This is a genomic window from Mesorhizobium abyssinicae (assembly GCF_049887195.1).
Classification (GTDB): Bacteria; Pseudomonadota; Alphaproteobacteria; order Rhizobiales; family Rhizobiaceae; genus Mesorhizobium; species Mesorhizobium abyssinicae.
Map to the genome: position 1 here is coordinate 373,413 of NZ_JARAKC010000005.1, position 24,724 is coordinate 398,136.

Sequence of the window (24,724 nt, forward strand, 5' to 3'; positions counted from 1 at the left end):
CACAATTGCCGCTGGCATTGACGGTAGCGATGGTCCAAGAAGGATCACCAACATGTGATCCCTTCCCGTTATGTCCTCGATACGCCCGCTGATCCCCCTCCTCATCGCCGCCGGCATCCTGCTTGGCGGCAACGGGCTGCAGGGCACGCTGATCGCGCTGCGCGGCGCGCAGGAAGGCTTTTCCGCCCCCGTCATCGGCCTGATGGGCACCTTCTATTTCGCCGGCTTCCTGCTCGGCTGCCTGGCCGTCACCCGCATCCTGAAAGCGGTCGGCCATGTCAGGACCTTCTCGGCGCTCGCCGCCACCGCTTCGGCCGGAACACTGCTCCTGGTGCTGGTCATCGATCCTGTCATGTGGTGCGCGGTGCGCTTTGCCGGCGGTTTCTGCTTCGCCGGCCTGTTCACCGTAATGGAAGCCTGGCTCAACTCCGGCGTCACCAACAAGGATCGAGCGCGCGTGCTTGCCATCTACCGCATGGTCGACATCGGCTCGGTCACCAGCGCGCAGTTCCTGATCCCGATCTTCGGCGCCGGCGGCTTTGCCATCTTTGCCATCATGTCGATGATGATCACGCTGTCGCTGGTGCCGGTGTCGCTCGGCGACCGCTCCAACCCGACACCGCCGGAAGACGTCAAGCTCGACCTGCCGCGCGTCTGGCGCATCTCGCCGCTCGGCTCGATCGGCTGTATCGCCGTCGGCGTCACCAACAGCGCCTTCCGCACGCTCTCGCCCGTCTATGCCGAGCAGATCGGGATGTCGGTCGCCGATGTCGTCACCTTCGTCAGCGTCGGCATCTTCGGCGGCGCCCTGATCCAGTATCCGCTCGGCTATCTCTCCGACCGCCGGGACCGGCGCTCGGTGCTCCTGGCGACCACCTGCTGCGCCATGCTTGCAGCACTGGCACTGGTGTTCCTGGCGGGCGCCGACCCGTTCCTCAACTTCGTCATCGTCTTCATCTTCGGCAGTTTCGCCATGCCGCTCTTTTCGCTGTCGGCGGCGCATGCCAATGACCGCGCCGACAAGGGCGAGTTCGTGCTGATCAACGCGGCCCTGATGCTGTTCTATTCGTTCGGCGCCATCGGCGGCCCGTTCGCGGCATCGGCGGCGATGCAGTATTTCGGACCGGGCGCCCTGTTTGTGTTCAGTGCCGTCGTTTACGCTGTGCTGATCCTCGTCATTCTTTACCGCATGCAGGTGCGCTCCGGCGTGCCGGCCGACAGGCGCAGCCCTTTCACCGCGCTCTTGCGCACATCGACGGTGTTCGCGCGGCTGGCGCGGCGCAGCGGCGATTCCGATGGATCGAGCGAGCCATGACCTTGCGGCGGCTTGACGAAAGCGCCCGCGGCTGAAATTGAAAGGGACCTAATTTTTCTTAAAAGCGATTTGATGCACGTCATCACCACCCAAGCTGAGCTCGAGAGCGCCATCGCCGCGTTCGAAAAGTCGGAATTCGTCACCGTCGATACCGAGTTTATCCGCGAGACGACATTCTGGCCAATCCTGTGCCTGATCCAGATGGCCGCGCCCGGCCTGACCGCGCTGATCGACCCGCTCGCGCCCGACATCGACCTGAAACCGTTCTTCCGGCTGATGGCCAACGAAGCCGTGGTCAAGGTCTTCCACGCGGCGCGCCAGGACATCGAAATCATCGTCCATCTCGGCGATCTCATGCCGCACCCGGTGTTCGACACCCAGGTGGCGGCGATGGTCTGCGGCTTCGGCGACAGCGTCTCCTACGACCAGCTGGTGCAGCGCATCACCGGTGCCCGGCTCGACAAATCCTCGCGTTTCACCGACTGGCGCCACCGGCCGCTCTCCGACAAGCAGCTCGACTACGCGCTCGCCGACGTCACCCATTTGATCGACGTCTACAAGAAGCTCAGCGCCGAGCTCAAGCGCGAGAACCGCGCCCACTGGCTCAACGAGGAAATGGAGGTGCTGACCTCGCGCCAGACCTACGATCCGCACCCGGAGGACGCCTGGAAGCGGCTGAAGATGCGGCTGCGCAAGCCGCAGGAGCTGGCGATCGTGCAGGCGGTCGCCGCCTGGCGCGAGCGCGAGGCGCGCGAGCGCGACGTGCCGCGCGGCCGGGTGCTGAAGGACGATGCCATCTATGAGATCGCGCAGCAGGCGCCGCGCGATTCCACCGCGCTCGGCCGGCTGCGCACGACGCCGAAAGGCTGGGAGCGCTCGGCGACCGCAACGGCGCTGCTGGGCGCCGTCACCACCGCGCTTGCCCTGCCCAAGGAGGCGATGCCGAAGCTGCCGAAGACGTTCCAGCCGCCCGAAGGTTCGAGTGCCGCGGCGGAGCTGCTCAAGGTGCTGTTGCGCATCGTCGCCGAAAAGGAAGGCGTCGCCTCGAAGGTGCTCGCCTCCAGCGACGATATCGACCGCATCGCGGCCGAGGGCGAGGATGCCGACGTGCCGGCTCTTCAGGGCTGGCGGCGCGCAGTGTTCGGCGAACAGGCGCTGAAGCTGGTGCGCGGCGAGATCGGCATCAAGTTCGACAAGCGCAAGATCGCCGTGTTCGACATATAGCGCCAGCCGGAAGCGTTCAGCCCACGCCGGCGAGGTGCAACGCGAACAACGCCCAGGCCAGCAGCAGCACCACCGCGCCGAAGAAGAAGACGCGGCTGCGGTGGCGCAGGTTGTTGCTGCTGAGATGCACCCAGGCATGGACGTAGCGCGACAGGATGAAGATCCACGCCAGCGCAAGCGTCAGATAGTTGACGCCGTTGGTCACGAACAGCGCCAGGCACAGCGCGTGAAACAGCACCGGCAATTCGAACTGGTTGATCAGATTGTTGGCGACGGTGACGCAGGAGGCCGGCTCGGTGGTGCGGACCTTGTACTGGCCGACCTTTGCCTCGCCCGACTTGACGGCGAAATACCGGCGCCGGGCCATCACGAGATAGACGATATAGACCAGCAGAACGTGCGCCAGCATCGGCCAGAAGATCGCGGTCTGGCTCACGGCCGCTCGCCGCCCTGCCCGGCCCGCCGCTGATCCGCGAGGTAGAAGACCGCAATGACAACCACCGGGATCGCCAGCAGCGCGAATTTGGTGACGGTCAGGGCAGAGGCGAAGGCGAGCGAATCGGGATTGGCCGACTGGAAATCCGATAGCAGCCGCGCCACGGCGAGATTCTGCGCGTAGTCGGCAAGCGTGTAGGGCAGCACGAGCACGAACGCCAACAGCGACTGGGCCGGTGCGGCCATCGCCCTGAACTTGGCCAGCCGGCGTCCGGTGGCCAGAAGGAGGCTGACCAGGGTCAGCGACAGGAGCGTCGGGAACAGGAGGTCGAAGGTCAGATAGTGCCAGACGAGGATGATCTCGCCGCCGCGCCGGCCAAGCGCGGTGAGCCAGGCCATGCCCTCATCCGGCGTGAAGCCGGCAAGGCGCATGTCGAGCGACGGCAGTCCGCCGCTCAGGCGGCGGAAATAGAAGAATTCCAGCAGAGTCATGGCGACGAAGACCGCCAGCGTGACGAACGCGAGTGCCGCGGTGTGCCGCGACAGGCGAAGCGCCGTCGCCGTCAGGTTGCGCCAAAGCGTGTAACGATCCCGTTGATCAGGCTCGGCGGCCTGATCAAATTCCGCCCGGATAGTTCGGGCTTTCGCGGGTGATCGTGACGTCATGGGCGTGGCTTTCACGAAGTCCGGCGTTGGATATGCGCACAAAGGTGGCGCGTTCCCGGAAATCGGCAAGATCGCGGCCACCGACATAACCCATAGCGGCTTTCAGGCCGCCTGCAAGCTGGTGCAGCACGCCAGCCACAGGTCCTTTGTAGGGAACCTGCCCTTCGATGCCTTCCGGGACCAGTTTCAGCGTGTCGCGGACCTCGGCCTGGAAGTACCGATCGGCCGAGCCGCGCGCCATGGCGCCGACCGAGCCCATGCCGCGATAGGCCTTGAACGAGCGGCCCTGGTGCAGATAGACCTCGCCCGGGCTCTCGTCGGTGCCGGCCAGCAGTGAGCCGATCATGGCGGCGCCGGCGCCGGCGGCGAGCGCCTTGGCGAGATCGCCCGAATATTTGATGCCGCCGTCGGCAATCACCGTCACGCCCTTTTTGTGCGCCGTCTCGACCGCCGACATGATCGCCGAAAGCTGCGGCACGCCGACGCCGGCGACGATTCGGGTGGTGCAGATCGAGCCCGGACCAATGCCGACCTTGACGGCGTCGGCGCCGGCGTCGATCAGCGCCTGCGTGCCTTCCGCAGTGGCGACGTTGCCGGCCAGGATGCGCACCGAATTGGAGAGCTTCTTCGCCCGGGTCACCGCGTCCAGCACGCGCTGCGAGTGGCCGTGCGCGGTGTCGATCACGAGGAGATCGACACCGGCATCGATGAGGCGTTCGGCACGCTCGAAGCCGTCATCGCCGACGCTGGTGGCGGCGGCGGCGCGTAGCCGTCCCTGCGCATCCTTGGTGGCGTGCGGGTTGAGCTGCGACTTCTCGATGTCCTTGACGGTGATGAGGCCGACGCAATTGCCCTTCCTGTCGACGACGACCAGCTTCTCGATGCGGTGCTTGTGCAAAAGCCGCTTGGCCTCGTCCTGGTCGACGTTCTCCTTGACCGTGATCAGGTTCTCGCGGGTCATCAACTCATAGACCTTCTGCGAGGGGTCGGAGGCGAAACGCACGTCGCGGTTGGTCAGGATGCCGACCAGCCGGCCGACCGTGTGGGCGCCGGTGCCACCGTTCTCGACCACCGGAATGCCCGAAATCGAGTAGGTGCGCATCAGCGCCAGCGCATCGGCGAGCGTGGCGTCCGGACCGATGGTGACGGGGTTCACCACCATGCCGGATTCAAACTTCTTCACCTGGCGGACCTGCTCTGCCTGCTCGGCCGGCGAGAAATTTCGGTGTATGACGCCGATGCCGCCGGCCTGGGCCATGGCGATGGCGAGCCGGGCCTCGGTGACGGTGTCCATGGCGGCCGACAGGATCGGCACGTTGAGGTCGATGTCGCCGGCGATGCGGGTGCGGATGTCGGTCTCGCCGGGCATGACCTCGGAATGACCGGGCTGCAGCAGCACGTCGTCAAAGGTCAGCGCCAGCGCGCCGGTGGACGTTTCGATGATTTTTGCCATGGCCAGTCCTTCGAACACGAAAAAGCCTGGGGAATACAAAAAAGCGCTGGACCGTTATGGACAGCGCCGACTCGTTTCTTCCCTTTCAGGATTGGCGCTGGCTGGTAACACGTCCCGCGGCCGATGAAAAGCCGCTCGTTGCGTCGATCGCAAAGTGTTGCGCTCAGCCATTTGCGGGCCACCAAGTGTTGCGGCCGCACAAAAGTGACAGCAATTAATGCGACATCCGGGACAAGGCGTGATAACCGCCCTTGCGTGTCGGCTTGCCCCCGGTCGGCGACAAGATTCGAAGCCTGGACGCGTTCCCTTGAACCGCATCATTCCGCTCATCCTGGCGGTCGCACTTTTCATGGAGAACATGGATTCGACCGTGATCGCGACGTCGCTGCCGGCGATCGCGGTGGACATCCACACCAGCCCGATCGCACTCAAGCTGGCGCTGACGGCCTATCTGGTGTCGCTGGCGATCTTCATTCCGATCAGCGGCTGGATGGCCGACCGCTTCGGCGCCAAGAACGTCTTTCGCGCCGCGATCGCCGTCTTCATCCTCGGCTCCGTCGCTTGCGCAATATCCAATTCGCTGCCCGCTTTTGTCGTCTCGCGCTTCCTGCAGGGAATCGGCGGCGCCATGATGACGCCGGTCGGGCGCCTGGTGCTGGTGCGCGCCACGCCGAAGAGCGAGCTGGTCGCGGCGATGTCGTGGCTGACCGTGCCGGCCCTGGTCGGACCGCTGGTCGGTCCGCCGATCGGCGGCTTCATCACCACCTATTTCACCTGGCACTGGATCTTCCTGATCAATGTGCCGATCGGGCTCATCGGCATCTGGCTCGCCAGCCGTTTCCTGCCGGAGACGGATGCCGCCGAGACACCGCCGCTCGACTTCACCGGCTTCGTGCTGAGCGGGATCGCGGCTTCCGGCGTCGTGTTCGGCCTGTCCGTGGTCAGCCTGCCCTATCTGCCGCCGGCGATCGGTTTCATCACCGTCGCCGTCGGGCTGGTTTCTGGCATTCTCTATCTGCTGCATGCGCGCCGGGCGCAGAATCCATTGCTGGCGCTCGAGCTGTTCCGAAACCAGGTGTTCCGCTCGTCCGTGCTCGGCGGCTCGCTGTTTCGCATCGGCATCGGCGCGGTACCGTTCCTGTTGCCGCTGATGTTCCAGATCGGCTTCGGGCTGACGCCGTTCCAGTCGGGCATGATCACCTTCGTCTCGGCGATCGGCGCCATCGGCATGAAGTTCGTCACCGCGCTGATCTTCAGGCTCGCCGGGTTCCGCCGGGTGCTGATCTCGGGCTCGCTGGTCGCGGCCGGGTCGATCGCCATCTACGGCCTGTTCACCCCCGAAACGCCCTATGTGCTGATGCTTGCCATATTGCTGGTCGGCGGCTTCATCCGCTCGATGTTCTTCACCGGCGTCAACGCGCTCTCCTATGCCGAGGTGTCGGCCGAAGATACCAGCAAGGCGACGCCGATCACGGCGGTGTTCCAGCAGCTGTCGATCGCTCTCGGCGTGGCGCTGGCCGGCGGCATCCTCGAAGTGTCGACCTCGATCCATGGCGGGCCGCTGACGCTGGCCGACTTCCACACCGCCTTCTTCATCGTCGCGGCAGTGTCGGCGGTAGCATCCCTGTCGTTCATGCGGCTGGCGCCCGATGCCGGCAACGCGGTGTCCGGACATGGCCGGCTGTCGACGCCGAAGACGCTGGAGCCGGCAAGGTCGCCGGGGGAGTAGTTGCCCTTCCCTTCTCCCCTTGTGGGAGAAGGTGGCCTCGCGAAGCGAGGTCGGATGAGGGGGTGCTGCAAGGATCACCGCGCTGAAGAACTAAGCGCTTAAAATTGCTCGATTTTCCAACGCTTCGTTTCTTCCAGCACCCCTCATCCGTCTCGGCGCTGCGCGCCGATCCACCTTCTCCCACAGGGGGAGAAGGGAAAGGTGCTAGCCTTTAAAATCCTTCGCCAGCAGATAGAGCTCCACCGACTCGTCGCGGGAGGCCGGCGGCTTGACGTGGTGGACCGAGCGGAAGTTCTGTTTCAGCAGCGACAGCAGCTCGTTCTCCGCGCCGCCCTGAAAGGTCTTGGCGAGAAAGTGCCCGCCGGGCTTCAGCACCGAGAGCGCGAAATCGGCGGCCACCTCGCACAGATGCATGGTGCGCAGATGATCGGTGCGGCGGTGGCCGGTGGTGGGCGCCGCCATGTCGGAAAGCACCACGTCCGGCTGGCCGCCAAGCGCCTCCGACAGCTTCTGCGGCGCCTCGGGGTCGAGGAAATCCATCAGCAGCACGGGGGCGCCCGGCACGGCGTCCATTTCCAGATAGTCGATGCCGACGACGTGCGGGTTCTCCGCCGTCGACTTCGTGCGCGCGGCCGCCACCTGGCACCAGCCGCCGGGCGCGGCGCCGAGGTCGATCACCTTCATGCCGGGCTTCAGGAGATGATGCTTGTCGTCGATCTCGATCAGCTTGTAGGCCGCGCGGGATCTGTATCCGTCCGCTTTGGAGCGCTGCACATAGGGATCGTTCATGTGGCGCTCGAGCCAGCGGCGCGAGGATTCCTTCAGGCCGCTCTTCTTCTTGATGCGGGTCTTGAGCACGCGAATGCCGCCGCCCGGCTTTTCCGGTTTCTTCGCCATCAGCGACCGCGCCCCTCGTTGCGCCAGACGCCGTCATCGGCCATCAGCTCGCTCAATATGCCCTCGCGCAGGCCGCGATCGGCGACGCGCAGGCGCTCCGACGGCCAGACGCCGCGGATCGCCTCCAGGATGGCGCAGCCGGCGAGCACGAGGTCGGCTCGGTCGGCGCCGATGCAAGGGTTGGCGACGCGCTGCTGGAAATCCCAGCCGACCAGCTTCTCGACCATGCGGTCGACGCTTTGGCGGTCCATCCACAGGCCGTCGACGCGGCGGCGGTCGTAGCGTTCGAGGTCGAGATGAACGCCGGCGAGCGTCGTCACGGTGCCGGAGGTTCCGAGCAGGTGGAATTTCGGACTAGCGAGAACATGCGCCAGCCGATCGCGCCCGTCGAAGGACTTCAGCCGCGCCGCCACATCCTCGACCATGGCGGTGAAGGTCTGGCGGGTCACCGTGCGGCCGCCGAAACGTTCGGCCAGCGAAACGACGCCGACGGGAAGCGAGGTCCAGGAGACGATGTGGTTGGCGAGCCTCGCCGAGCGGTGGCCGGTGAGGTCGATCAGCGCGATCTCCGAGGAGCCGCCGCCGATGTCGAACAGCACCACGCCCTGCGTGTCGCGCTCGACCAGCGAGCCGCAGCCCGACACCGCCAGCCTGGCCTCGGTCTGGCGGTCGATGATCTCCAGCTTGAGCCCCGCCTCGCGCTCGACGCGCTCGAGGAATTCGACGCCGTTTTCGGCTGCGCGGCAGGCTTCCGTGGCGATCAGCCTCGCCTTCCTGATCTTGCGGTTGCGCAACTTCTCGCCGCACACCTTCAGCGCCTCGACGGCGCGGTCCATCGCCGCCTGGCCGAGCCGGCCGGTGGCGGTCAGCCCCTCGCCCAGCCTGACGATGCGCGAGAAGGCATCGATGACGCGGAACTGGCCGTGGCGCGTCGGCACCGCGACCAGCAGCCGGCAATTGTTGGTGCCGAGATCGAGCGCGGCGAAGACAGGCAGTTCGTGCTGCGGCGGGCGCGGCCCACTTTGCATCGGCCTGCCCTGCACGGCAGGCGGAGGCGGGACTGGAGCCGGCTGCGCGGCTGGCGCACTGGCGCCGGGCGCCGCTTGCCCCGCTGTGGCGACCTGATTGTCGTCGCGGGCGAAAACCTTGCGGCCGCGCCTGCGTTTGCGGCGCTTGCGGGTCTTGCCTTTCTGCTGCTGGGGGTCGCCCGGGGCATGCCTGCCGCCCGGCCCCGCATGGCGGTCATGATGCCGCCCCGCGGATGGGCTCGCCGAATCGGGCGGCGAAGCCCTGGACACACCCACTTCCGGCGCACGGGCGCCGGTGTCGTGGTCTTCCACTGTCGTTCCTTCCGGCACCGCGCGAACCGGGGAACGGACGCTGCAGGCGCTTTCATTGTTTCAAGTTGCGGCCAGACTAGCAGCGCCGCGCCGGATCACCAAGAGCGCCGCGGCGATTTTTGGAAACCGGCGCCAGCGGTGCGATGTCTTGCCAGTTGAATAGCCGGCTTCGATCAGGCATGTCTCAAATGAGGGCGGACAGGAAACGGGAAGCGGGCTACAGCCAGGACTATGAGCTGCAACGCATGACGACCACGCCATGAACTGGAGGCGTTACATCTGGCCGGTCATCGGCATTGCGGCGGTTATCGCCTCGCTGCTTTTGCTATGGCACGAATTGCGCGGCATCTCGATCGACGACGTCTGGGCCGGCATTATCGCCATCCCGGCGCGCGGCTGGATCCTGGCGGCGCTGAGCTCGGTGATCGCCTATGCCTCGCTCGCCGGCTACGACCACATCGCGCTGCTGCACCTCGGCAAGAAGGTGTCGTGGCTGTTCGTCACGCTGTGCTCCTTCACCACCTATGCGCTGTCGCACAATATTGGCGGCTCGGTGTTTTCCGGGGCCGTCATCCGCTACCGCGCCTATGGCACAAGGGGGCTGACCGGGCAGGATATCGGCATTCTAGTGGCGATCTGCTGGTTCACCTTCGTGCTGTCCAGCATATTCGTCGGCGGCCTCGTGCTGGTGCTTGAACCCGAGGTCATCGATCGTTTCTCCGGCACGCCGCATCACGGAATGGCGATCGCCGCCGGACTTGCCATGCTGATCCTCGTCGGGGCCTATGTCTTCGGCAGCTGGCTGCATCTGCGGCCGCTCAAGATCGGCGGCTTCCAGCTGCACTATCCGGCGCTGCCAATCGTGGCGCGGCAATTGCTGATCGGCCCGGTCGAGCTGCTGGCGGCGGCGGCGATCATCTTCTTTGCCCTGCCGGCGGCAGGCAACCCGGGCTATTTCGTCATCCTCGGCGTGTTCCTGGTGTCATTCTCGGTGGCCCAGATCTCGCATGCGCCGGGCGGGCTCGGAGTCTTCGAGGTGGTCTTCCTCGCCGGCCTCTCGCATATGGACCCGGTCGGGGTGCTGGCGGCGCTGCTGGTGTTCCGCCTGTTCTACCTGATCATCCCGCTGCTGATCGCGCTTTGCGTGGTGCTGTTCTTCGAGCATTCGCAGCTTGGCCGCAGCGAGAGCTGAGCCGCCCTTTTCGTCGCGATGTGGCCGAGCGATCAAAAGCTGCGATTGAAACGCAGCGCGGGGTTGACTATTTTCCGGCGGCGGCTACAAGGCAGCGCTCGCGGCGCATAGCCGCCCGCTTCGCACGGTCCATCACTGGCCATGCCTGCTGGGGAATAGGTTAACGGTAGACCCACGGACTCTGACTCCGTTAGTCCTGGTTCGAATCCAGGTTCCCCAGCCAAACTGGACTCCTTGTCGATAGGGCTGCATGTTGTGCGTCTGTTGCGGCTCCAGATGCGACCGTTTCCGCAAGTAGATCAAAAGGTTGCCTGAAGACCGCGTTAACTTCGCCTTGGTCCCATTGGCAGTTCGACAGCACGAGGTTCAAGAGCCGCTTTTTCTCGTGCACAGGCTGTTTCGCAAATAGTCGGCTGGCGTTGCGCGCCAGTTCCAACAGCCGGACGCCATCCTCCATGTATGATTCTTCGGCGCTCCCATGGCGCTCTATCTCGCGAAGCAGCCGCGTCTGTTCGGTTCGCCATTGCGCCGACATCCTGTCGTAGAAGGCGTTGTCGATGCGGCCATCGAGCTTATCGAGATACATGGCGTGTAGCCGATCCTCGAGCCGCTTGTATTCGACCTGGCATCGATGGATCGCCTGTTCCTGCTCGCGGCGCTCGTCGGCATGGCTGGCCATGAGGGCTGCCTTTACCCATTCCAGTATCTCTTCGTCGAAATGCAACCGGTCAAGCAGATTGGCGAATGCCTGATCGAGCACTTCCTCGCGGACATATTTGCGGCGGCAATCTGCGTATCCGCCCCGGCCTTTGTTGGAGTGCCCCGTACAGTGATAGTAGACGTATTTGCCCTTCTTGATCTCAGCCACAACCGCGCAGCCGCATTCGGTGCAGGTCATCAGGCCGGTGAAGGCAAACTCGTTTCCTATCGGGTGGGTCGGCACCGCATTGCGGCCCGTCAGGACGCCCTGGACCCGCTCCCATAGTTCGATCGATACGAGAGGTTCGTGCTTACCCTGATGCAATTTGCCGTTCCACTGGAACAGCCCTGTATAGAGGCGGTTGCGCAGGATCATGTGCACGGTGCTGACCGGAACCGGATTGCCGCTCTTGGGATAGATCAGCCCATCGCAATGGGCTGCCTTGGCCAGGGCCTTGAGCGAATATTGGCCGGTTGCGTAGCGCTCGAACAGCTGTGTGACGACTGGGGCCAGTTCAGGATGCGGCTCGATAACCTTCTTGCCGTCCTTGCCCGTGGTGTTGACATAGCCCATCGGAGCCTTAGTCGGCCAGATGCCCTGCTCCGCCTTCTCCATTTGCCCCTTGCGGGCTTCTTCCGACAGGTTGTCGATATAGTTCTTGGCCATCAAGACCTTGATGCCGTGCATGAACTTTTCAGATGAGCGCGAGTCTCGCGAAAGCGTCACACCTTCCTTGGCAAGGTGGATTTCTACATCCAGTTCGTCGAGAGTCACCCAGTCCTTCAGGTTGCGATAAAGGCGGTCGGTTTTTTCGACCAGGACGCTCCGAATGCCGGGATGCTTTCGCAGGTATTTGACCATTTCGGTGAAGTTGGTCCGGCCGGTGGTCTTGGCCGTCTCGACGTCGATAAACTCCTGCACGATGTCGAACCGCTGTTGCAGGGCGTAGTCGCGCAGCAGCTTGCACTGCGCCGGGATGGAGAAGCCTTCCTTCTCCTGCTCCTTTGAGGAGACTCGCGCGTAAAGCAGCGCCTTTACAAGGCCTGGGGGCCTGGCGACCTTCAAAAGTCGCTGGTTCATCTCGGTGCCTCCTTCCCTCGCTGGTCATCGGGTTGCGGACAGAGCCGGCGACCAAGCGGCCATGAAGCGCCGGCTATTTGCCCCGGTCAATCCGGTCCCATTCGGCGAGGATGCGAAAGAAGCCACCGAGATTATCGACTATTTGCCGGGCATCTTCCGTTGACAGGGGCTGCTCCATGCGCGCCTCGAACAAGCGGGCCGTTCGTTCCAGAAATGCTTCGTCAACGACGCGCCGGCGCGAAAGCGGATCGGCCTCTGTCTCGCGTCTAACGCCGCGTTTTGCAGGGCGCCGTGCCGCCTTCACCGTTTCTGTCCCGAACACATTTGCATCGGGACGAGATTCGCTGAAATTGCCTCAGCGGCGAATGGCCGTTATGTACGCTGTTGTTTCTTTTTTCACTCCGGTTTTATCCCAACGGCGGGTCGCAGACTCAAGTCAAGATTCTCGGTTTGGGTCTGCAGACCGACTAGATCGGCAGCCATAGCCCGATATCGCCTGCAATCCGCATCAATGGCCAACCGATTTGGCCGTTCCAACGGCAGGCTCCCGGTGATTTCCTTCAAGTCATCAAGTATCGATGCAATATGCGGCCAGGGAAAGTCGGTGGGATCGTCGATGTCGCGATCCGCGCCGGCGATGATTTCGAGCTTAGCGACAACGCCAAGAAGCGACCGCGCCGGGGTTTGAGGCAGTTCGTCCTGAAGTTTCAAGGCAGCCGTCATAGCTTCGACTTCCGCTTGGTAGGCGATCGAGTAACCGACCTTCTCATGCGTCGCTTCCCGCGGCGCCGCCCCGAGTACGCGCGTTTCCAAACGCTGTTGCAGACGACATAACACCAGCGAGACTCGTTGGGCCTGCTGCCAGTTCGTGAACAACGCAATAGCTGGATCGGAGACAGCGTCCCGGCCCTTGCCGCTCTCCCCAAGCTGGGCTGGCGTTTCGCCGTTCCGACCCAAATTGGTATTCGGGGCTCTAGCCATTAATCGATCGACCATCCGTTCCTGGCTCCCGCGCTTAGCTGCGAGGATGCTAGCACAACAAATCTTTGTAGAGAATTCTCCGTGGTGAAATACTCTTCAACTCGTTGATCTCCCTCCCATGGAGATACGTGAGGTATTCGCTCGGAATTTGCGAACGGCCCGCCTAGCCAAAGGCCTGTCGCAGGAGGAGCTTGCACACCGCGCCGACATTGATCGTACGTACATCAGCTCCCTGGAGAGAGGTGTCTACAACGCCAGCATTGACGTAGTCGATCGTCTCGCCAAAGCGTTGGAAATCGAGGTGACGGAGTTGCTCTCAAGAAAAAAGCCAGCGTCGATCAACCGACATTAAGCGGGCTATGCAGTCATCGAGGTCGGATATTGGGAGATTTGTGCAAGCCGGCGTTGGAGCTAAAATAGCACGTGGCCGTTGACCAAGATTGCGCTGCTCCTTCGGCAATTGCGACCAGCGAGCCAAAATCGTCCGCAGCTAGATATCGCAAGGAGTGGTACTGGCTAGGGTTAAAAACGGCGGCTTTCCGCCTCGCCCGCGACATCCATGGAGGCCTTGTGTAATGACCAGAACCGGCGGATCGGTCAGGTCGGCGGTGCATCCGGCAACCGAACCCGGTCTTGGATTCAATTTTGATCAACGTCCTCGAAAATCGAGCGCGCACCCGAATTGCTTGTCTTCGTTGGTGAAGACGCAGGCGTCGCCGAATTCGTCACCAGATGGGTCCAGTCAGACTCGTCGTCGTCCACACTATCACGCTGTTCCTTGCGCTCGATCAGGTCCTTCACCGATGCTTTGATTTTGGTCCGCGCATCTTCAATCAGTACCTTGCCGTCGGGATCGATCTCCATGTCCTCGAGCCGGTTAATCGCGTCGACTATCTTCTCGAAATGGCTTTCAGGATCTTCGTCAAGGTCAGCCTCGCCAGCGAGTTCCAAGATCCGATCCTCGATGTCGGGCAGTTTCCGGGTACGAAGCTCCATACCTAGCCGCACGAGCCGCTGGGGAGGAATCAACCCTAGCATCTCCTCGGAATCGAGGAACGAAAGGTCAAGCTCATTGAGCGCTGCTTCCTCTAGCGCCATAGCATCGCGTTCGCGCAGATCGTCAGCGAGCAAGCCGAGACGGTGGATACGAGCATGCGCGGTCAGCTTGGGGCTGTCCACGATATAATCTGTCACCCATGCTTTGCGCGTGAGGATATCGGGCTTGAGCTTTGCGATCCGCTCTACTACTTGGTCGCTCGCGCGCCAGCTCAGAAAGGAGAACAACGACCAGTTGATTTGGGTCTCGTCAGGTGTTTCAGCAAGGCGTGCGACCAGCGTCTCATTTAGGTTCGTCGGAATGGAGAGCGCATCCTCGATCGCACCGGCACCTTCGGACATGAAACCGGTCAAGATCGTGTCGACGGTCGCGCCACGCAGCAACGCTTCCATCATGTGCGACTTCTCGCGCAAGATTTTGGTGAGCGCGTCGGCAATGGTCGGATGAGCAAACGACCAGAGCATCGCCTGGCCGGTGCCTGACGCTTTCAGAAAGGAGCCCCTGAGCTCGGCGAAGCTGTCTAATATGCGCGATCGCGAGATCCCCGTGAGTTCGGCAACTGCCGCGATCGCCTGGGCATCGGCGGTCTCAAGATTGAAGGCGCCACGGTGTACGTAGACCAACACCAATGCGGCTCGCAGTGTCTCGTCCAGCGCGTTGATAGTATCGACAAGATGCTCGCGCGGATCTTGCATAAACTGTACGAGCGATGCTTCCCGAGGCGCCAGGCTTTTGGTGAAATTCGGGTCGCCCAGCCGCTCTGCTATGCCAGGGAGAAAGGCCTCGACCGCTGCGACCGCATCCAGATGTGGCTTGACGCTCGATTTCCAGCTCTGGCTCTGGCTTCCATAATTTACGTGGTTGTAAAGAATTTGCGCCTTTTCGGTAATGCTGAGCGCACCGACATCGACGACGGCCCTGCCGTTGATGAACTCGGCAAGATTTCGCTGGCCGAGCCGAAGCCGAGCTGCCTCGTAGATATGCTTGCGCGAGGTTAGCAGGAAGCGGTTGCCATGGGCGACCGCAGCCCTCAGTTTTGAGAAGGCTGACGCCCAATCCTGAACGTAATCCTCACGAACGACATTGGGACCAAAGGCATCGTCGATCCAGAAGAAACGCCCGGGATCATTGGGGTTCCAACCTTTCTCGAAATCCCGGGGACTGGTCAATATGAGCACCGTGCTGTCAGGATTCTCGGACGCGATCGTGGATAGGATTGCGCCAATGGCAGATTTGCCACTCGAGGGATTGCCGAGCAGCAACACGAACCCATGCTCGGTAATTGCCTTCACCGCTTCACGATGCGCGCGCGTAGGCACGTATCTTTTGAGCTTGGGAATCCAGTGCTCGAGCAACGCCCGGCTCTGCTGGGTCATGCGTTCGTCGAGTATCGCGGTGAGGTCGCCTAGACCGTAGACTTGAGGAACCATCGCGCGCAGCCGCGCGCTGCTGCGGATCGAGCGGACGACGTATTGACGGCCGAGAATATGCGGCTTTCGCACGCCAATGGCCCGAAGGCGTCTGCGGATTTCGAGCGCAACGCGCGCATCGACACTCATATTGGTCATGAAGATGTAGGTGTCGGCTTGGCCTTCGGCGACCAACCGCGCCACACTTTCGAGCTCTGCGGCAATGTCACTCGCACGCAGTGCCTTCGCCGCGTCGGAACTATGCTTGACTTGGACGGTGCCTATCGCTGGCGCACTGGCTCCGTCGCCCGGTATCAGCAAGACCGCATCTTGCCCACCGTCCTGCGCCTCGCGAAAAATCTCGACGGGTCGCCTGAGTACAACCTCACACAATTGCGAGCAAAGGTCCTGAAACGCGCGCCAGCCAATAGTATGAAGCGCAAGATCGGACCAGGGACCCACCGCCACGCGATGCGTGCGCTTGGCGGTTTGCTTTGCGTACGCGCTGATCACAGTCGTCTCCTGCTGTCAAACATCATTATAGAGGGCCGGCGACAAGGCGATCCCTACCTTAGCCACTACGAAAGTGCCAAGGAGAACTGCCGTCGCAGAACCTGAATTCCTATGATTTCGCCCGAAATTTCTTTCTGGCAGAAGACAATCTGCGATCGACCCAAACACCGCTAGCTTCTTTTTGGCTTGTCCCGGAGCGGCAGCTTTCGGCCCGGATGCCTTATCTGCCAGGTCTCGATGATGAACAATGCGATCGCAGACGCCGAGTGAATGGCGAGTTTGGCGATGCGCGCGTCGATCCGACGGAAGCCCTTCTCCTTGCCATGCGCACCGCCGACGTGGGTTCGAAGCGCGCCAATGCTTTGTACCGCCGTCATTAGCCCAGACAGCACTGCTTTTACATCGTTGACGATTTCTGGCGCCAGACCTTCCTTCATGGGATCAAGGCCTAGCGGATCGCGGACGGCTCGATAAAGGCTCGAGATATCCTGCTTTGCCGGGAAGTCGATCGCGAGTTCGACCAGGATCGACCGGCAGACGCTTTCGACGACAGCACAGGCGGCGGTGACGGCAATCTCCGGGTCGTCAGCGCCCGCACGAAGAGCGCGATCGAGATCTCGGCTGGCAGTGTCAAAGTCGATGCCGGCAGCCATCGCCGATAGTTCACCGGTCACGGGGGCAGTCTCGGCGATCTCGACCAACCGCATTATGCGACCCGCCCACTCGAGCTTTAGGCCGTCATAAAATAGGTGCTTATTGAGATACTCGACGACGGCCGAGTGCCGCTCCGGTTCCCTTATAAAGTCGCGGGGATCTGCGGAGCTTTCAATGATCCGCTTCAGCAGTCCACCGTTACCGGTGTCAATGAAGATAGCCGCGCGGATCGCAGTCGTCGTGGCCGGTAGCCGGCTCTCACTCTTGACGTCGAATGGAACTCCAAACCCCTTGAACCAAGCTTCGAGTTTCCAGCCCTGCCGATACAGCCCAATTGAAGGCTCATAGCCGTTGGCGGCGCCGCCGGAGATGATCTCGGCGAGCGCATCAATAGACTGTTCTGAGAGCTCGACTCGCATGTCACAACTCTACAGCATTCCGCACAGATATTTATATCGGTCTATTGCTCTCGGGGGGAAGGCCTTTGATGAAAGCGTTGTAGAGTCGATCCCACTACGCCGCGGTCCAAGATTGACTAACTTGGCGCTCTTGAACAAAAACCGAGATCTCTGAATTGGCGAGGCATTGGTATCGACCAAGCACCCCTTGATGGCTTTCAGTTGGGCGAGATCGTCGCCACAATTACTCCGCTACTAGTGGACATCGTTATGGGTTGCGAAAATCTGGCATTCAAAGTTGGAGGTCGTCGCGTTGCTAAGATCGATTGAGGAGATGAAACGGACGGGATGGGCGAAGTTCCACGTAGGTGGCAACGAGGCCGAGATCGTCGAGGTCATTAAGGGGATTGGTGCGCAACTAGGGCCATTCGCAAGGGGACGCACGAAGTCGGTGGCCGAGGTGCTGTTGCCGCAGGAACGGCATAACGCCCACCCTCGCTCCTTAAGCGCTAGATTCGGGACAGGCCAATTACCCTTCCACGCCGAGCTGAGCCATCGAAGCAAACCTTGCCGCTATCTGGTCCTCGGCTGCGTTGACCCAGGCACCTCCATATCCGCGACCTTGCTGATAGATTGGCACCGGCTCGGGCTGACCGAACAGGAGGTTGAACTGCTCGAAAGCGCTCCGGTACTTGTTCGGACCGGACGTAGATCTTTCTACTCTACAATGTTGCCGAGATCGCACGAGTATCTTCGTTTCGACCCTGGGTGCATTCAGGCCGTCGATGCTCGAGGAAACGTGGCCTTGAGCATCCTTGAAGAACGAATTGGTTCAGCCATGCCCTATCGCCATGACTGGCGTAAAGGCGATATCCTTTTGATTGACAATTGGAGAGTGCTCCATGGCCGCGAGGCGACTGAGATGAACACGAATCGCAAGCTTGCACGGGTACTGATCGATGGCTGAGGATGTCTTCATCGCAATTAGCAGCGACGCGCTGCTAAGCAAATCTAAGATCTATATTGGCCGTGCTTTGGCGAGGAAGGCTAACAATGACTTAGACGAATACCAGCTCTGGGCGTCGCTCGCCTTGGAGCTGTTGGGGAAGGCCGTGTTGGCAGGCAAACACCCCAGCTTGGTGGTCGATCCCAGCCACTGGCAATCCCTATTCGTGGCGGCCGGCGTCAAGGTCACCACAGATGTCAAAACAATAACTGCAAAAACGTTGTTCGAACGGCTGGTCCACCTCGTCGCGCGGTTCGATAAGGACGTTCAGGAATTCTGCCAGGGAATCGCGGAGCGTCGCAATGCAGAGCTCCACTCAGGAGACCTACCGTTTCGCACAATGAACCTCGATGCCTGGGAGGCACGCTACTGGCACGCTTGCGACACAATCCTGCGTGAAATGGGAACGTCTCTCGAGGAGTGGTTGGGCGCGGACGACGCAAAGGCGCCGAGGCTGCTCCTTCTCGAGGCAGCCCAAGCCTTGGAAGCGTCGGTCACGTTGCGCGTCGAAAGCGCGAAGAAGGAATTCCTAACCAAGAAAGTGGCGGTCCGAAAGGCTCTGGCTGCCGCTGCCCAAGCGCTTCAGCCATCGCGACAAAGCTTCCTGTTTGCCAGGGATCTTGCTCACGTGTGGGCCTACAAATGCCCTTCATGCGAATGTCGCGCCTTCATGGCCGGAGAGCAAACAGGCGAGGATATCAGCGAGGACCGCGATGAGTACGCAATCTGGGAGATCGTCGACCGCCAGTTTATGGGCGAGGAATTTCAATGCCCGACCTGTGGTCTCTGGCTCGACGGGACAGACGAGATCGAAGCTGCGGAGCTAGATCCCACCTTCTCTGACCAAGAAGAAAGGCAAATGGAGTACGAAGCCGACTATGGCAACGATTAGCTCGTTCGCCAACGGTCAGGGGACTGACATGCCATCAGATGACGCAGTTGAACAGAAGCGCAAGGAGACCGCATCCTCCCTGCTGAAAGACATGGAAGCTACCGCTGCGCGCATGCGCGCGCAGATTCTCTCCATGCCGCCTCGAGACCTGCTCGGCTACATTTATGCCCAACGCATGATGAAAGCGATGGCGGAACAGGACAGCACAGAGGAAGAGCGCGAAGCGGCTGGCCCTGACGACCTCATTAACGAGAACCAGTTCCTGCTTGAGTATGTGCACGCGGTTCTGGCCTCCGATCCGGCTCCCGAGAAGGTCAAGTTCGACGAGGCAATATGCGCAGAGCTGTTTGAGCTTGGCCGTGAGTTGCGGCAACAGGCCATGTTCTTCGCCATGGCCACGTCGGCCAATACGAAGGACGGCGTTTTCGGCCCGGACACGGCCGATATAGAATTTCGGGCGAAGTCCACCTGGGTCTTGCTTCGCGGGAACCGCTATCAGGTCCTTGAGGGTGAGTTCTACCGCTACGTGCTCGCGCCACACGACGATGTCCTGAAGGAGGTTTACGGCGTCGGTGCCGACGAGATCGCGACCGGATTTCAGGCCATGACCGATTCCACGCGCTCCGGTCACGCCGACGCCATCATGGAAATGATGAAGCAATTCGAGGCGGTGCAGACCTTCGCCACCGCGGAAGATAAGCCTCTGCAGGATGTTATGGAGGCTTGGATTGCGGACAAGGCGGATCAGGCAAAGGCCGCCAGACAAGCCGTGGATGATATGTTCCGGGGTGGCGTCGCCAACGTGAGCCGTCACACGAAGCTCCCGCCCGCGTTACTGGCGGATCTCGCGTACCAGCGCGGGGAGGAAACCGAGTTCTTCGCTCCCGGAGATTATGCAGGGACCCCGTACCGGACGCTGCCTGCCCGCAAGAAACCCCTCATTCATCTCGGTTCGGACTACTACGCAGTCGATCCGTGTTTCACTCGTGACGCGGGCTATCGTGCGCTTCTGTTCAACCTGCTGCAGCGCAAGCCTAACTATAAAGTGGCTTTTAACGAGCGGCAGAAGGAGATGAGCGAAGCCGCCTTCGCTGATATTCTGGCTCGCCAGTTGCCCGGAGCTGAGGTTCTTCAGGAAGTCTACTATAAGGACCCGGTGAGCAAGCAGTGGTCGGAAAATGACACGCTGATCCTAATGGACGATGTGCTGTTTCTTGTCGAGGCCAAGGCCGGGGCAGCCGCGACCATTGCGTCTCCGGCGCTCGATTTCGGTCGGCACGCCCAGTCGGTGCAGGACCTTGTGCTAAAGGCGTACAAGCAGTGCGAGCGATTCTTCGACTACCTGAACTCGGCGGACGAAGTGCTGCTCTACCATCTTGTCGATGGCAAGTACGTCGAGTGCGCGCGCGTGCGACGTGCAGACTACCGCGTGATGGTGCCGGTCGGCCTGACAGTCGAGTCGTTCTCGCCTTTTTCGGCCTTTTGCAAGGAACTGCCACAGGTCGAGCCGTTACTTGGGAAACATGCCTTCGTTTCATTTTCGATAGACGATCTCTTCGTGCTCAGGCGCCTTCTGCCCACACCCGGCGAGTTCGTACATTACATGGAGGTGCGGCAGGCCGTGGCGGGCATGCGCGGTGCCCATCTATTCGACGAGGTCGACCACCTTGGGGCCTATCTGAAGAAGAACCGCTTCGACCAGGCCCTTGCCGACCAATTGAAGGACGGCGAGGCGAACATGGTCGTCTGGGATGGCATGAGCCACGACGTCGACCAGAGTTTCGAGGGCGAAGACTGGGAAGCGAGGCCATTTCCCACGCAGAAGTTCCCGGAGGAGGTACTGAAACTTCTCGGAGCGCTAGATGCCAGCCGAACATCGGGATGGCTTGCAGCTGAGAGTTCCATCCGAAATCTTAGTGAGGAAGGGCGGAACGACCTTGCAAAGATGCTCGCCAAGCTTCGCAAGACGCTCAACCAGCATTCCGCCCGCTACTTCCTTTACGGAAGCGATACGCCCTTCTTTATCTGGCTGCAAAGGTCAGGCGATGAGATCGACTGGCGAAACGTCCACGATAAAGCGAGCGCTGCAGCGATCATCACGCCCGCTGCTAACATGACCGGGATCATGATCGAGGCGACTGCTGGCGGGACTTATGAAAAGGCATATACATTCGAGATCACCAAACCCTCGCGCACCGATGACAACGCCCACATTTATGATGATGCGGAACGGATGAAAAAGCGTGCAGAAGCGCAGGCCAAGGCTCCGACCGCTCAATTGGCAAAAATGCCTCGGATTGGAGGCAAACCGGGGCGCAACGATCCCTGTCCGTGTCAGAGCGGGCTGAAATACAAAAAGTGTCATGGGCGCTGACGCCGCGACCAACGATCGTTCGTACCGATATATAGACGCTTCAAATCTAATGTCCGCTAATGGCTTCACCGCCCCAAAGTCAGCCCTTCCGCTTCCTGCTCCTACTCCGTCATTGGAATGACAAGATGCGGAACCTATCCGATGGCGGCGATAGGCCTGCCGACCGATTGCTGCTAGTAGCTATTGTTCTGCCCCGCCCTGGCGCACCACGAAACAGGATCGGCGACCCACCGATTGATATCAGATTCCCTCCACCCCGCACCGTTGACACTGATCTTGATCTGAGCCGGGAACGTGCCTTCGGCGATTTTGCGGTACATCGTTGAGCGGGACAAGCCGGTCCGCGCGAGGACGGTCCTAAGGCGAATGATACGATCCGGTTCAGGCATGGCTGCCTTGCCTTTCGTTGAGAGCATTTGGCACCTGCTGGAACCAGACAGGCAAACCCAAGGTCCGCGCGCAATCAGATTTGTCATCTCATCGATTTGGAGCGTCGGAACGGCGGCAAATCGGAGGGGTTTAGAGTCCTAGGCCACGCCCGATGCCAATGCCGTGGTTGAACGCGAGTTCCACACCCAGGCGCCGGCCGGATGCGACCTGGATGCCAAGCGCCTTTCTATGATTGGCAAGCAGGGATTCTAGTTGCGGATCGCGTTCGAGGCTCTTAGCCATGTCGGACATGGCCGAGCGGGTTGACTTGTAGCCGGACATGTCGCCAGCCTGGTATTGGTCCTGGCTTGTCCGGTGGAGCTTCTGCCAGCGTTCCACGAAACGGTCGGCGCGGTGGATCGGATCAGCTTCCAGTCCAGTGCGGAGTTCGGTTTCAAGCTGGAGGGCGCGCACGATGCGGTTGACGCGACCGACCCCCGCTTCGCGAACCAACTCGGGATTCTTGACATAGGCCGCTTCGGCATCGCGCCACCCATGGGGCCGAACCTTCTCGAAAGCGTTGCGCGCATCTCTCAATTCGCCCATCTGCTCGGGAGTCCCCTGCCCGTCCGCATTTCCGCTGCGCGTAACAGCATCGAGAGCACGCGCGTGGCGCACAAGCGCCTTCGTGCGAGCGCTGCGCAACGCCGCTTCCGGATCCACCGGCGCATCCGCCTCGCGCTGCGCTCCCCTGGCGGAAGCTTCTCTTTCAGGCGTCGGGCGGCCGTGTTCGCTTTGCGCCCCAACATCCTCCCTTCCCGGACCGCGCCCACGGTCCCGGCCAGGCTCGGCGTCTGCGGGCGAACGCAATCCGTCCAGCAGCTCGCCGATCCTGTCGCGGACCTTCTCCGGCAGGATCCGGCGCACGATCTCGACCACGCGCTCTCGGAAGGAGATCCCGCGACGTTCTGCATAGCTCTGCGCCGAGCCCATCTGCTCATAGTCCAACGCCATGTCCTTGGCGCGGTCGCGCGACAGCGCGCGGACGAGCCGGTCTCGTGTCGCGAAGTCGTCGCCGCCATAATGTATGTCCATTCCGTCTCGATGACGCGATAGCGCAACGTAGCTCCCATGTGCATCCATGCCCGGCGTTGCCAGAATATGAGTACGGTCAACCGTCATGCCCTGCGCCTTGTGGATGGTCGCGGCATAGCCATGGTCGATGTGGGCATAGTCTTTCAGGTCGAACCGCACCGACCTGCCGTCGTCGATGCGCACGGTCATGCTCTGCGTGCTGACCTCATTGATCACCCCGAGCGTGCCGTTCTTGACCCCTAGACCGCGCTCGTTGCGCAGGAACATGACGCGATCGCCGCTGGCAAAGTTCCTTGCACCGCGTTCGACATCCAGCTGAACCTCGTCGCCAAGATCTCCAGCAGCACGCATTCCCTCGCGCGCTGCCTGGTTGAGCGCGCGCACCTCGTCGTTGGTGTGAGTGAGAATGATCCGGCTTGCCTCTGGTTGTGCCTGCCTGTCGCGATCCCAGCGTTCGACGAGATTGCTACGCGCCTCGTCCCGCGTCGCAGCCCGATGCACCATCCCTTGTGTGTCATAGACGTCGATCGCAGGGCCGATCCTGCCGGTTGCAAGATCGCGTGTGGCCTCTCGCTGCCAGTCCTCGCGCTGCCGGCGTACTTGGCCGATCTCGACGCCGCCGTGGCGTTCGTGGATCGAACGGAATGCGGCCCCAGCTTCGATCGCCTGCAACTGCTGCGGATCGCCGACCAGCACGACCTTTGCGCCGACGTTCGCCGCATGGGAGAGCACGCGCTCCAATTGGCGCGTGCCGACCATGCCGGCCTCGTCCACCACCAGGACATCGCTCGCGGTGAGAAGATCGCGGCCCTGTCCCCAGCTATGTTCCATACTGGCAATGGTGCGCGACGAGATGGCTGATCCGCTTTCGAGATTCTCGGCCGCGATGCCGGAGAGGGCCGCGCCTCGAACCTCATAGCCCGCCGCTGCCCACGCCTGGCGGGCAACGCCCAGCATCGCGCTCTTGCCGGTTCCAGCAAACCCGACGACGACACCAAGACCGCTGCCGTCGGTGATTTGATCCAGTGCATCAGTCTGCTCGCCTGACAAGACAAGCCCGCGTCGTGTTGCACGCGCCAGAGCAGCGCCCCGATCCCGGTCACTCACCGCATGACGCTCCTCCCCGGCCATGCGTTCCGCTGCGCGATGCAGGCGCTGCTCGGTCTCGATCATCTGCCGGGTGGTGAAGCGATCTTCGCCGCGTCCGTCCTTGCCAAGTTCGACCAGATCGGGCGCGTTGCCGATGGCGCCCATGACTTCGTTGAACTGCTCGATTCCATCGCTGTGCCGATGCGCAAACTTCGCTATGTCTTTTCGGGTGAAGGTTGATTGCTGATGCGTGATGGCATCCAGCGCCACGGATGGATTCGCAATAATCCGCTCGCCATTGTTGCGCGCGATCTCGCGATGCAATTCGGCGCGATCTGCTTCAATGCCGGCAGCGTCGAGGCCACCGCCCTCAATGCGTTGGGCCGGTGCGCCGATCTGGGTTTGCGGCTCCAACTCAATGCCCTGCGCTTCCAGACTGCGATGATCGATGCGGACGTCTATGTCGAGTTCAGCCAGGCGTTCATTGGCAAGCTCGGCCCATCGCTCGCGCCAGCGCTCGACCAGCTCGGTCTGGTTCCAGTTGCGCACTTTCGGGCCAAAACCATTCTCATCGACCGACCTCATGGTGAGCATGACATGCGCATGCGGCTTGGGACTGCCATCCTCCGCCCTGTCCCAATGCACATTGAGATCGGCGACCATGCCCCGGCTGACAAACTCGGTCTGAACAAAGTCGCGCGCCAGTTCGATGCCTTGCGCCTGGCTGAGTTCGCGTGGAAGGGCGAACTCCACTTCGCGGGCAAGCTGCGCATCCTTGCGCATTTCGAACGCCTCGACATCGTTCCACAGGCGTTCGCGGTCGCTCCAGGCTTCCGGCGCGTCCTCTGGCAGCATC

19 protein-coding genes and 1 tRNA gene are annotated in these 24,724 nt (G+C 61.8%); 9 read left to right on the forward strand and 11 right to left on the reverse strand.

Annotated features, from left to right (window positions below; genetic code table 11):
- Nucleotides 1-70 precede the first annotated feature (70 nt).
- Together PU724_RS14790 and rnd are read left to right on the forward strand one after the other, a co-directional pair.
- Entirely contained in the window at nucleotides 71-1,315 is a 1,245-nt protein-coding gene (locus PU724_RS14790) for an MFS transporter (RefSeq protein ID WP_127284164.1), read from the forward strand.
- A gap of 72 nt (nucleotides 1,316-1,387) precedes the next feature.
- A complete protein-coding gene (rnd, locus tag PU724_RS14795; RefSeq protein WP_354421325.1) occupies nucleotides 1,388-2,539 on the forward strand; it encodes a ribonuclease D in 1,152 nt (383 codons plus the stop codon).
- Between the two features lie 16 nt (nucleotides 2,540-2,555).
- On the opposite strand, the gene PU724_RS14800 is transcribed toward rnd, so the two are convergent.
- Genes PU724_RS14800 through guaB form a run of 3 tightly spaced genes read right to left on the reverse strand, consistent with a single transcriptional unit; the run spans nucleotide 2,556 to nucleotide 5,093 of the window.
- Nucleotides 2,556-2,975, reverse strand: coding sequence for an MAPEG family protein (locus PU724_RS14800; RefSeq protein WP_292349638.1), 420 nt, complete (start codon nucleotides 2,973-2,975; stop codon nucleotides 2,556-2,558).
- Nucleotides 2,972-3,640 (reverse strand): hypothetical protein, encoded by a 669-nt coding sequence (locus PU724_RS14805; protein ID WP_320255656.1) that lies wholly within the window; start codon nucleotides 3,638-3,640, stop codon nucleotides 2,972-2,974. The genes PU724_RS14800 and PU724_RS14805 overlap by 4 nt, the downstream gene beginning before the upstream one ends.
- A complete protein-coding gene (guaB, locus tag PU724_RS14810) occupies nucleotides 3,591-5,093 on the reverse strand; it encodes an IMP dehydrogenase (protein WP_354421322.1) in 1,503 nt (500 codons plus the stop codon). Before guaB ends, PU724_RS14805 begins: the two co-directional genes overlap by 50 nt.
- Nucleotides 5,094-5,400: 307 nt before the next feature.
- On the opposite strand from guaB, the gene PU724_RS14815 reads away from it, so the two are divergent.
- Nucleotides 5,401-6,822, forward strand: a complete 1,422-nt coding sequence (locus PU724_RS14815; protein ID WP_354421320.1) for an MFS transporter — start codon at nucleotides 5,401-5,403, stop codon at nucleotides 6,820-6,822.
- Nucleotides 6,823-7,026: 204 nt separating this feature from the next.
- Here PU724_RS14815 and PU724_RS14820 read toward each other — a convergent pair whose 3' ends face one another.
- Entirely contained in the window at nucleotides 7,027-7,719 is a 693-nt protein-coding gene (locus PU724_RS14820) for an RlmE family RNA methyltransferase (RefSeq protein WP_127310544.1), read from the reverse strand.
- Complete coding sequence (locus PU724_RS14825) at nucleotides 7,719-9,059, reverse strand: Ppx/GppA phosphatase family protein (protein ID WP_354421318.1); 1,341 nt, start codon at nucleotides 9,057-9,059, stop codon at nucleotides 7,719-7,721. The genes PU724_RS14820 and PU724_RS14825 overlap by 1 nt, the downstream gene beginning before the upstream one ends.
- Nucleotides 9,060-9,318: 259 nt before the next feature.
- On the opposite strand from PU724_RS14825, the gene PU724_RS14830 reads away from it, so the two are divergent.
- Both PU724_RS14830 and PU724_RS14835 read left to right on the forward strand, forming a co-directional pair.
- Nucleotides 9,319-10,251 carry a lysylphosphatidylglycerol synthase domain-containing protein gene (locus PU724_RS14830; protein WP_292173627.1) on the forward strand — a complete coding sequence of 311 codons (933 nt, stop codon included), beginning with the start codon at nucleotides 9,319-9,321 and terminating at the stop codon, nucleotides 10,249-10,251.
- Between the two features lie 149 nt (nucleotides 10,252-10,400).
- Nucleotides 10,401-10,474: transfer RNA gene (locus PU724_RS14835), tRNA-Gln, on the forward strand.
- On the opposite strand, the gene PU724_RS14840 is transcribed toward PU724_RS14835, so the two are convergent.
- Nucleotides 10,442-12,031, reverse strand: a complete 1,590-nt coding sequence (locus PU724_RS14840; protein WP_354421316.1) for a recombinase family protein — start codon at nucleotides 12,029-12,031, stop codon at nucleotides 10,442-10,444. The two genes, PU724_RS14835 and PU724_RS14840, sit on opposite strands and share 33 nt — an antisense overlap.
- Nucleotides 12,032-12,427: 396 nt before the next feature.
- Complete coding sequence (locus PU724_RS14845) at nucleotides 12,428-13,027, reverse strand: hypothetical protein (RefSeq protein ID WP_354421312.1); 600 nt, start codon at nucleotides 13,025-13,027, stop codon at nucleotides 12,428-12,430.
- 103 nt (nucleotides 13,028-13,130) lie between these two features.
- On the opposite strand from PU724_RS14845, the gene PU724_RS14850 reads away from it, so the two are divergent.
- Nucleotides 13,131-13,364, forward strand: coding sequence for a helix-turn-helix domain-containing protein (locus PU724_RS14850; RefSeq protein WP_354421310.1), 234 nt, complete (start codon nucleotides 13,131-13,133; stop codon nucleotides 13,362-13,364).
- 287 nt (nucleotides 13,365-13,651) lie between these two features.
- Here PU724_RS14850 and PU724_RS14855 read toward each other — a convergent pair whose 3' ends face one another.
- Together PU724_RS14855 and PU724_RS14860 are read right to left on the reverse strand one after the other, a co-directional pair.
- The gene (locus PU724_RS14855) at nucleotides 13,652-15,991 is read right to left on the reverse strand and encodes an nSTAND3 domain-containing NTPase (protein WP_354421309.1); all 2,340 of its coding nucleotides are present in this window, start codon (nucleotides 15,989-15,991) and stop codon (nucleotides 13,652-13,654) included.
- A gap of 170 nt (nucleotides 15,992-16,161) precedes the next feature.
- Entirely contained in the window at nucleotides 16,162-17,064 is a 903-nt protein-coding gene (locus PU724_RS14860; protein WP_354421307.1) for an abortive infection family protein, read from the reverse strand.
- 277 nt (nucleotides 17,065-17,341) lie between these two features.
- Here PU724_RS14860 and PU724_RS14865 point away from each other — a divergent pair, with 277 nt between their 5' ends.
- From PU724_RS14865 to PU724_RS14875, 3 genes are read left to right on the forward strand one after another with little or no spacing between them, the layout of a single operon-like run.
- Nucleotides 17,342-18,010, forward strand: a complete 669-nt coding sequence (locus PU724_RS14865) for a TauD/TfdA family dioxygenase (protein WP_426213282.1) — start codon at nucleotides 17,342-17,344, stop codon at nucleotides 18,008-18,010.
- Nucleotides 18,003-18,941, forward strand: a complete 939-nt coding sequence (locus PU724_RS14870; protein WP_354421305.1) for a hypothetical protein — start codon at nucleotides 18,003-18,005, stop codon at nucleotides 18,939-18,941. The genes PU724_RS14865 and PU724_RS14870 overlap by 8 nt, the downstream gene beginning before the upstream one ends.
- Nucleotides 18,942-18,969: 28 nt before the next feature.
- Nucleotides 18,970-21,315 (forward strand): YecA family protein, encoded by a 2,346-nt coding sequence (locus PU724_RS14875; RefSeq protein ID WP_354421303.1) that lies wholly within the window; start codon nucleotides 18,970-18,972, stop codon nucleotides 21,313-21,315.
- Nucleotides 21,316-21,488: 173 nt separating this feature from the next.
- Here the strand turns inward: PU724_RS14875 and PU724_RS14880 are convergent, their stop codons facing one another.
- Both PU724_RS14880 and traA read right to left on the reverse strand, forming a co-directional pair.
- On the reverse strand, nucleotides 21,489-21,704 hold the full coding sequence (locus PU724_RS14880; protein ID WP_354421875.1) for a helix-turn-helix transcriptional regulator: 216 nt from the start codon (nucleotides 21,702-21,704) through the stop codon (nucleotides 21,489-21,491).
- Nucleotides 21,705-21,834: 130 nt separating this feature from the next.
- On the reverse strand, nucleotides 21,835-24,724 hold a 2,890-nt coding region (traA, locus tag PU724_RS14885; protein ID WP_426213285.1), incomplete at its 5' end, for a Ti-type conjugative transfer relaxase TraA.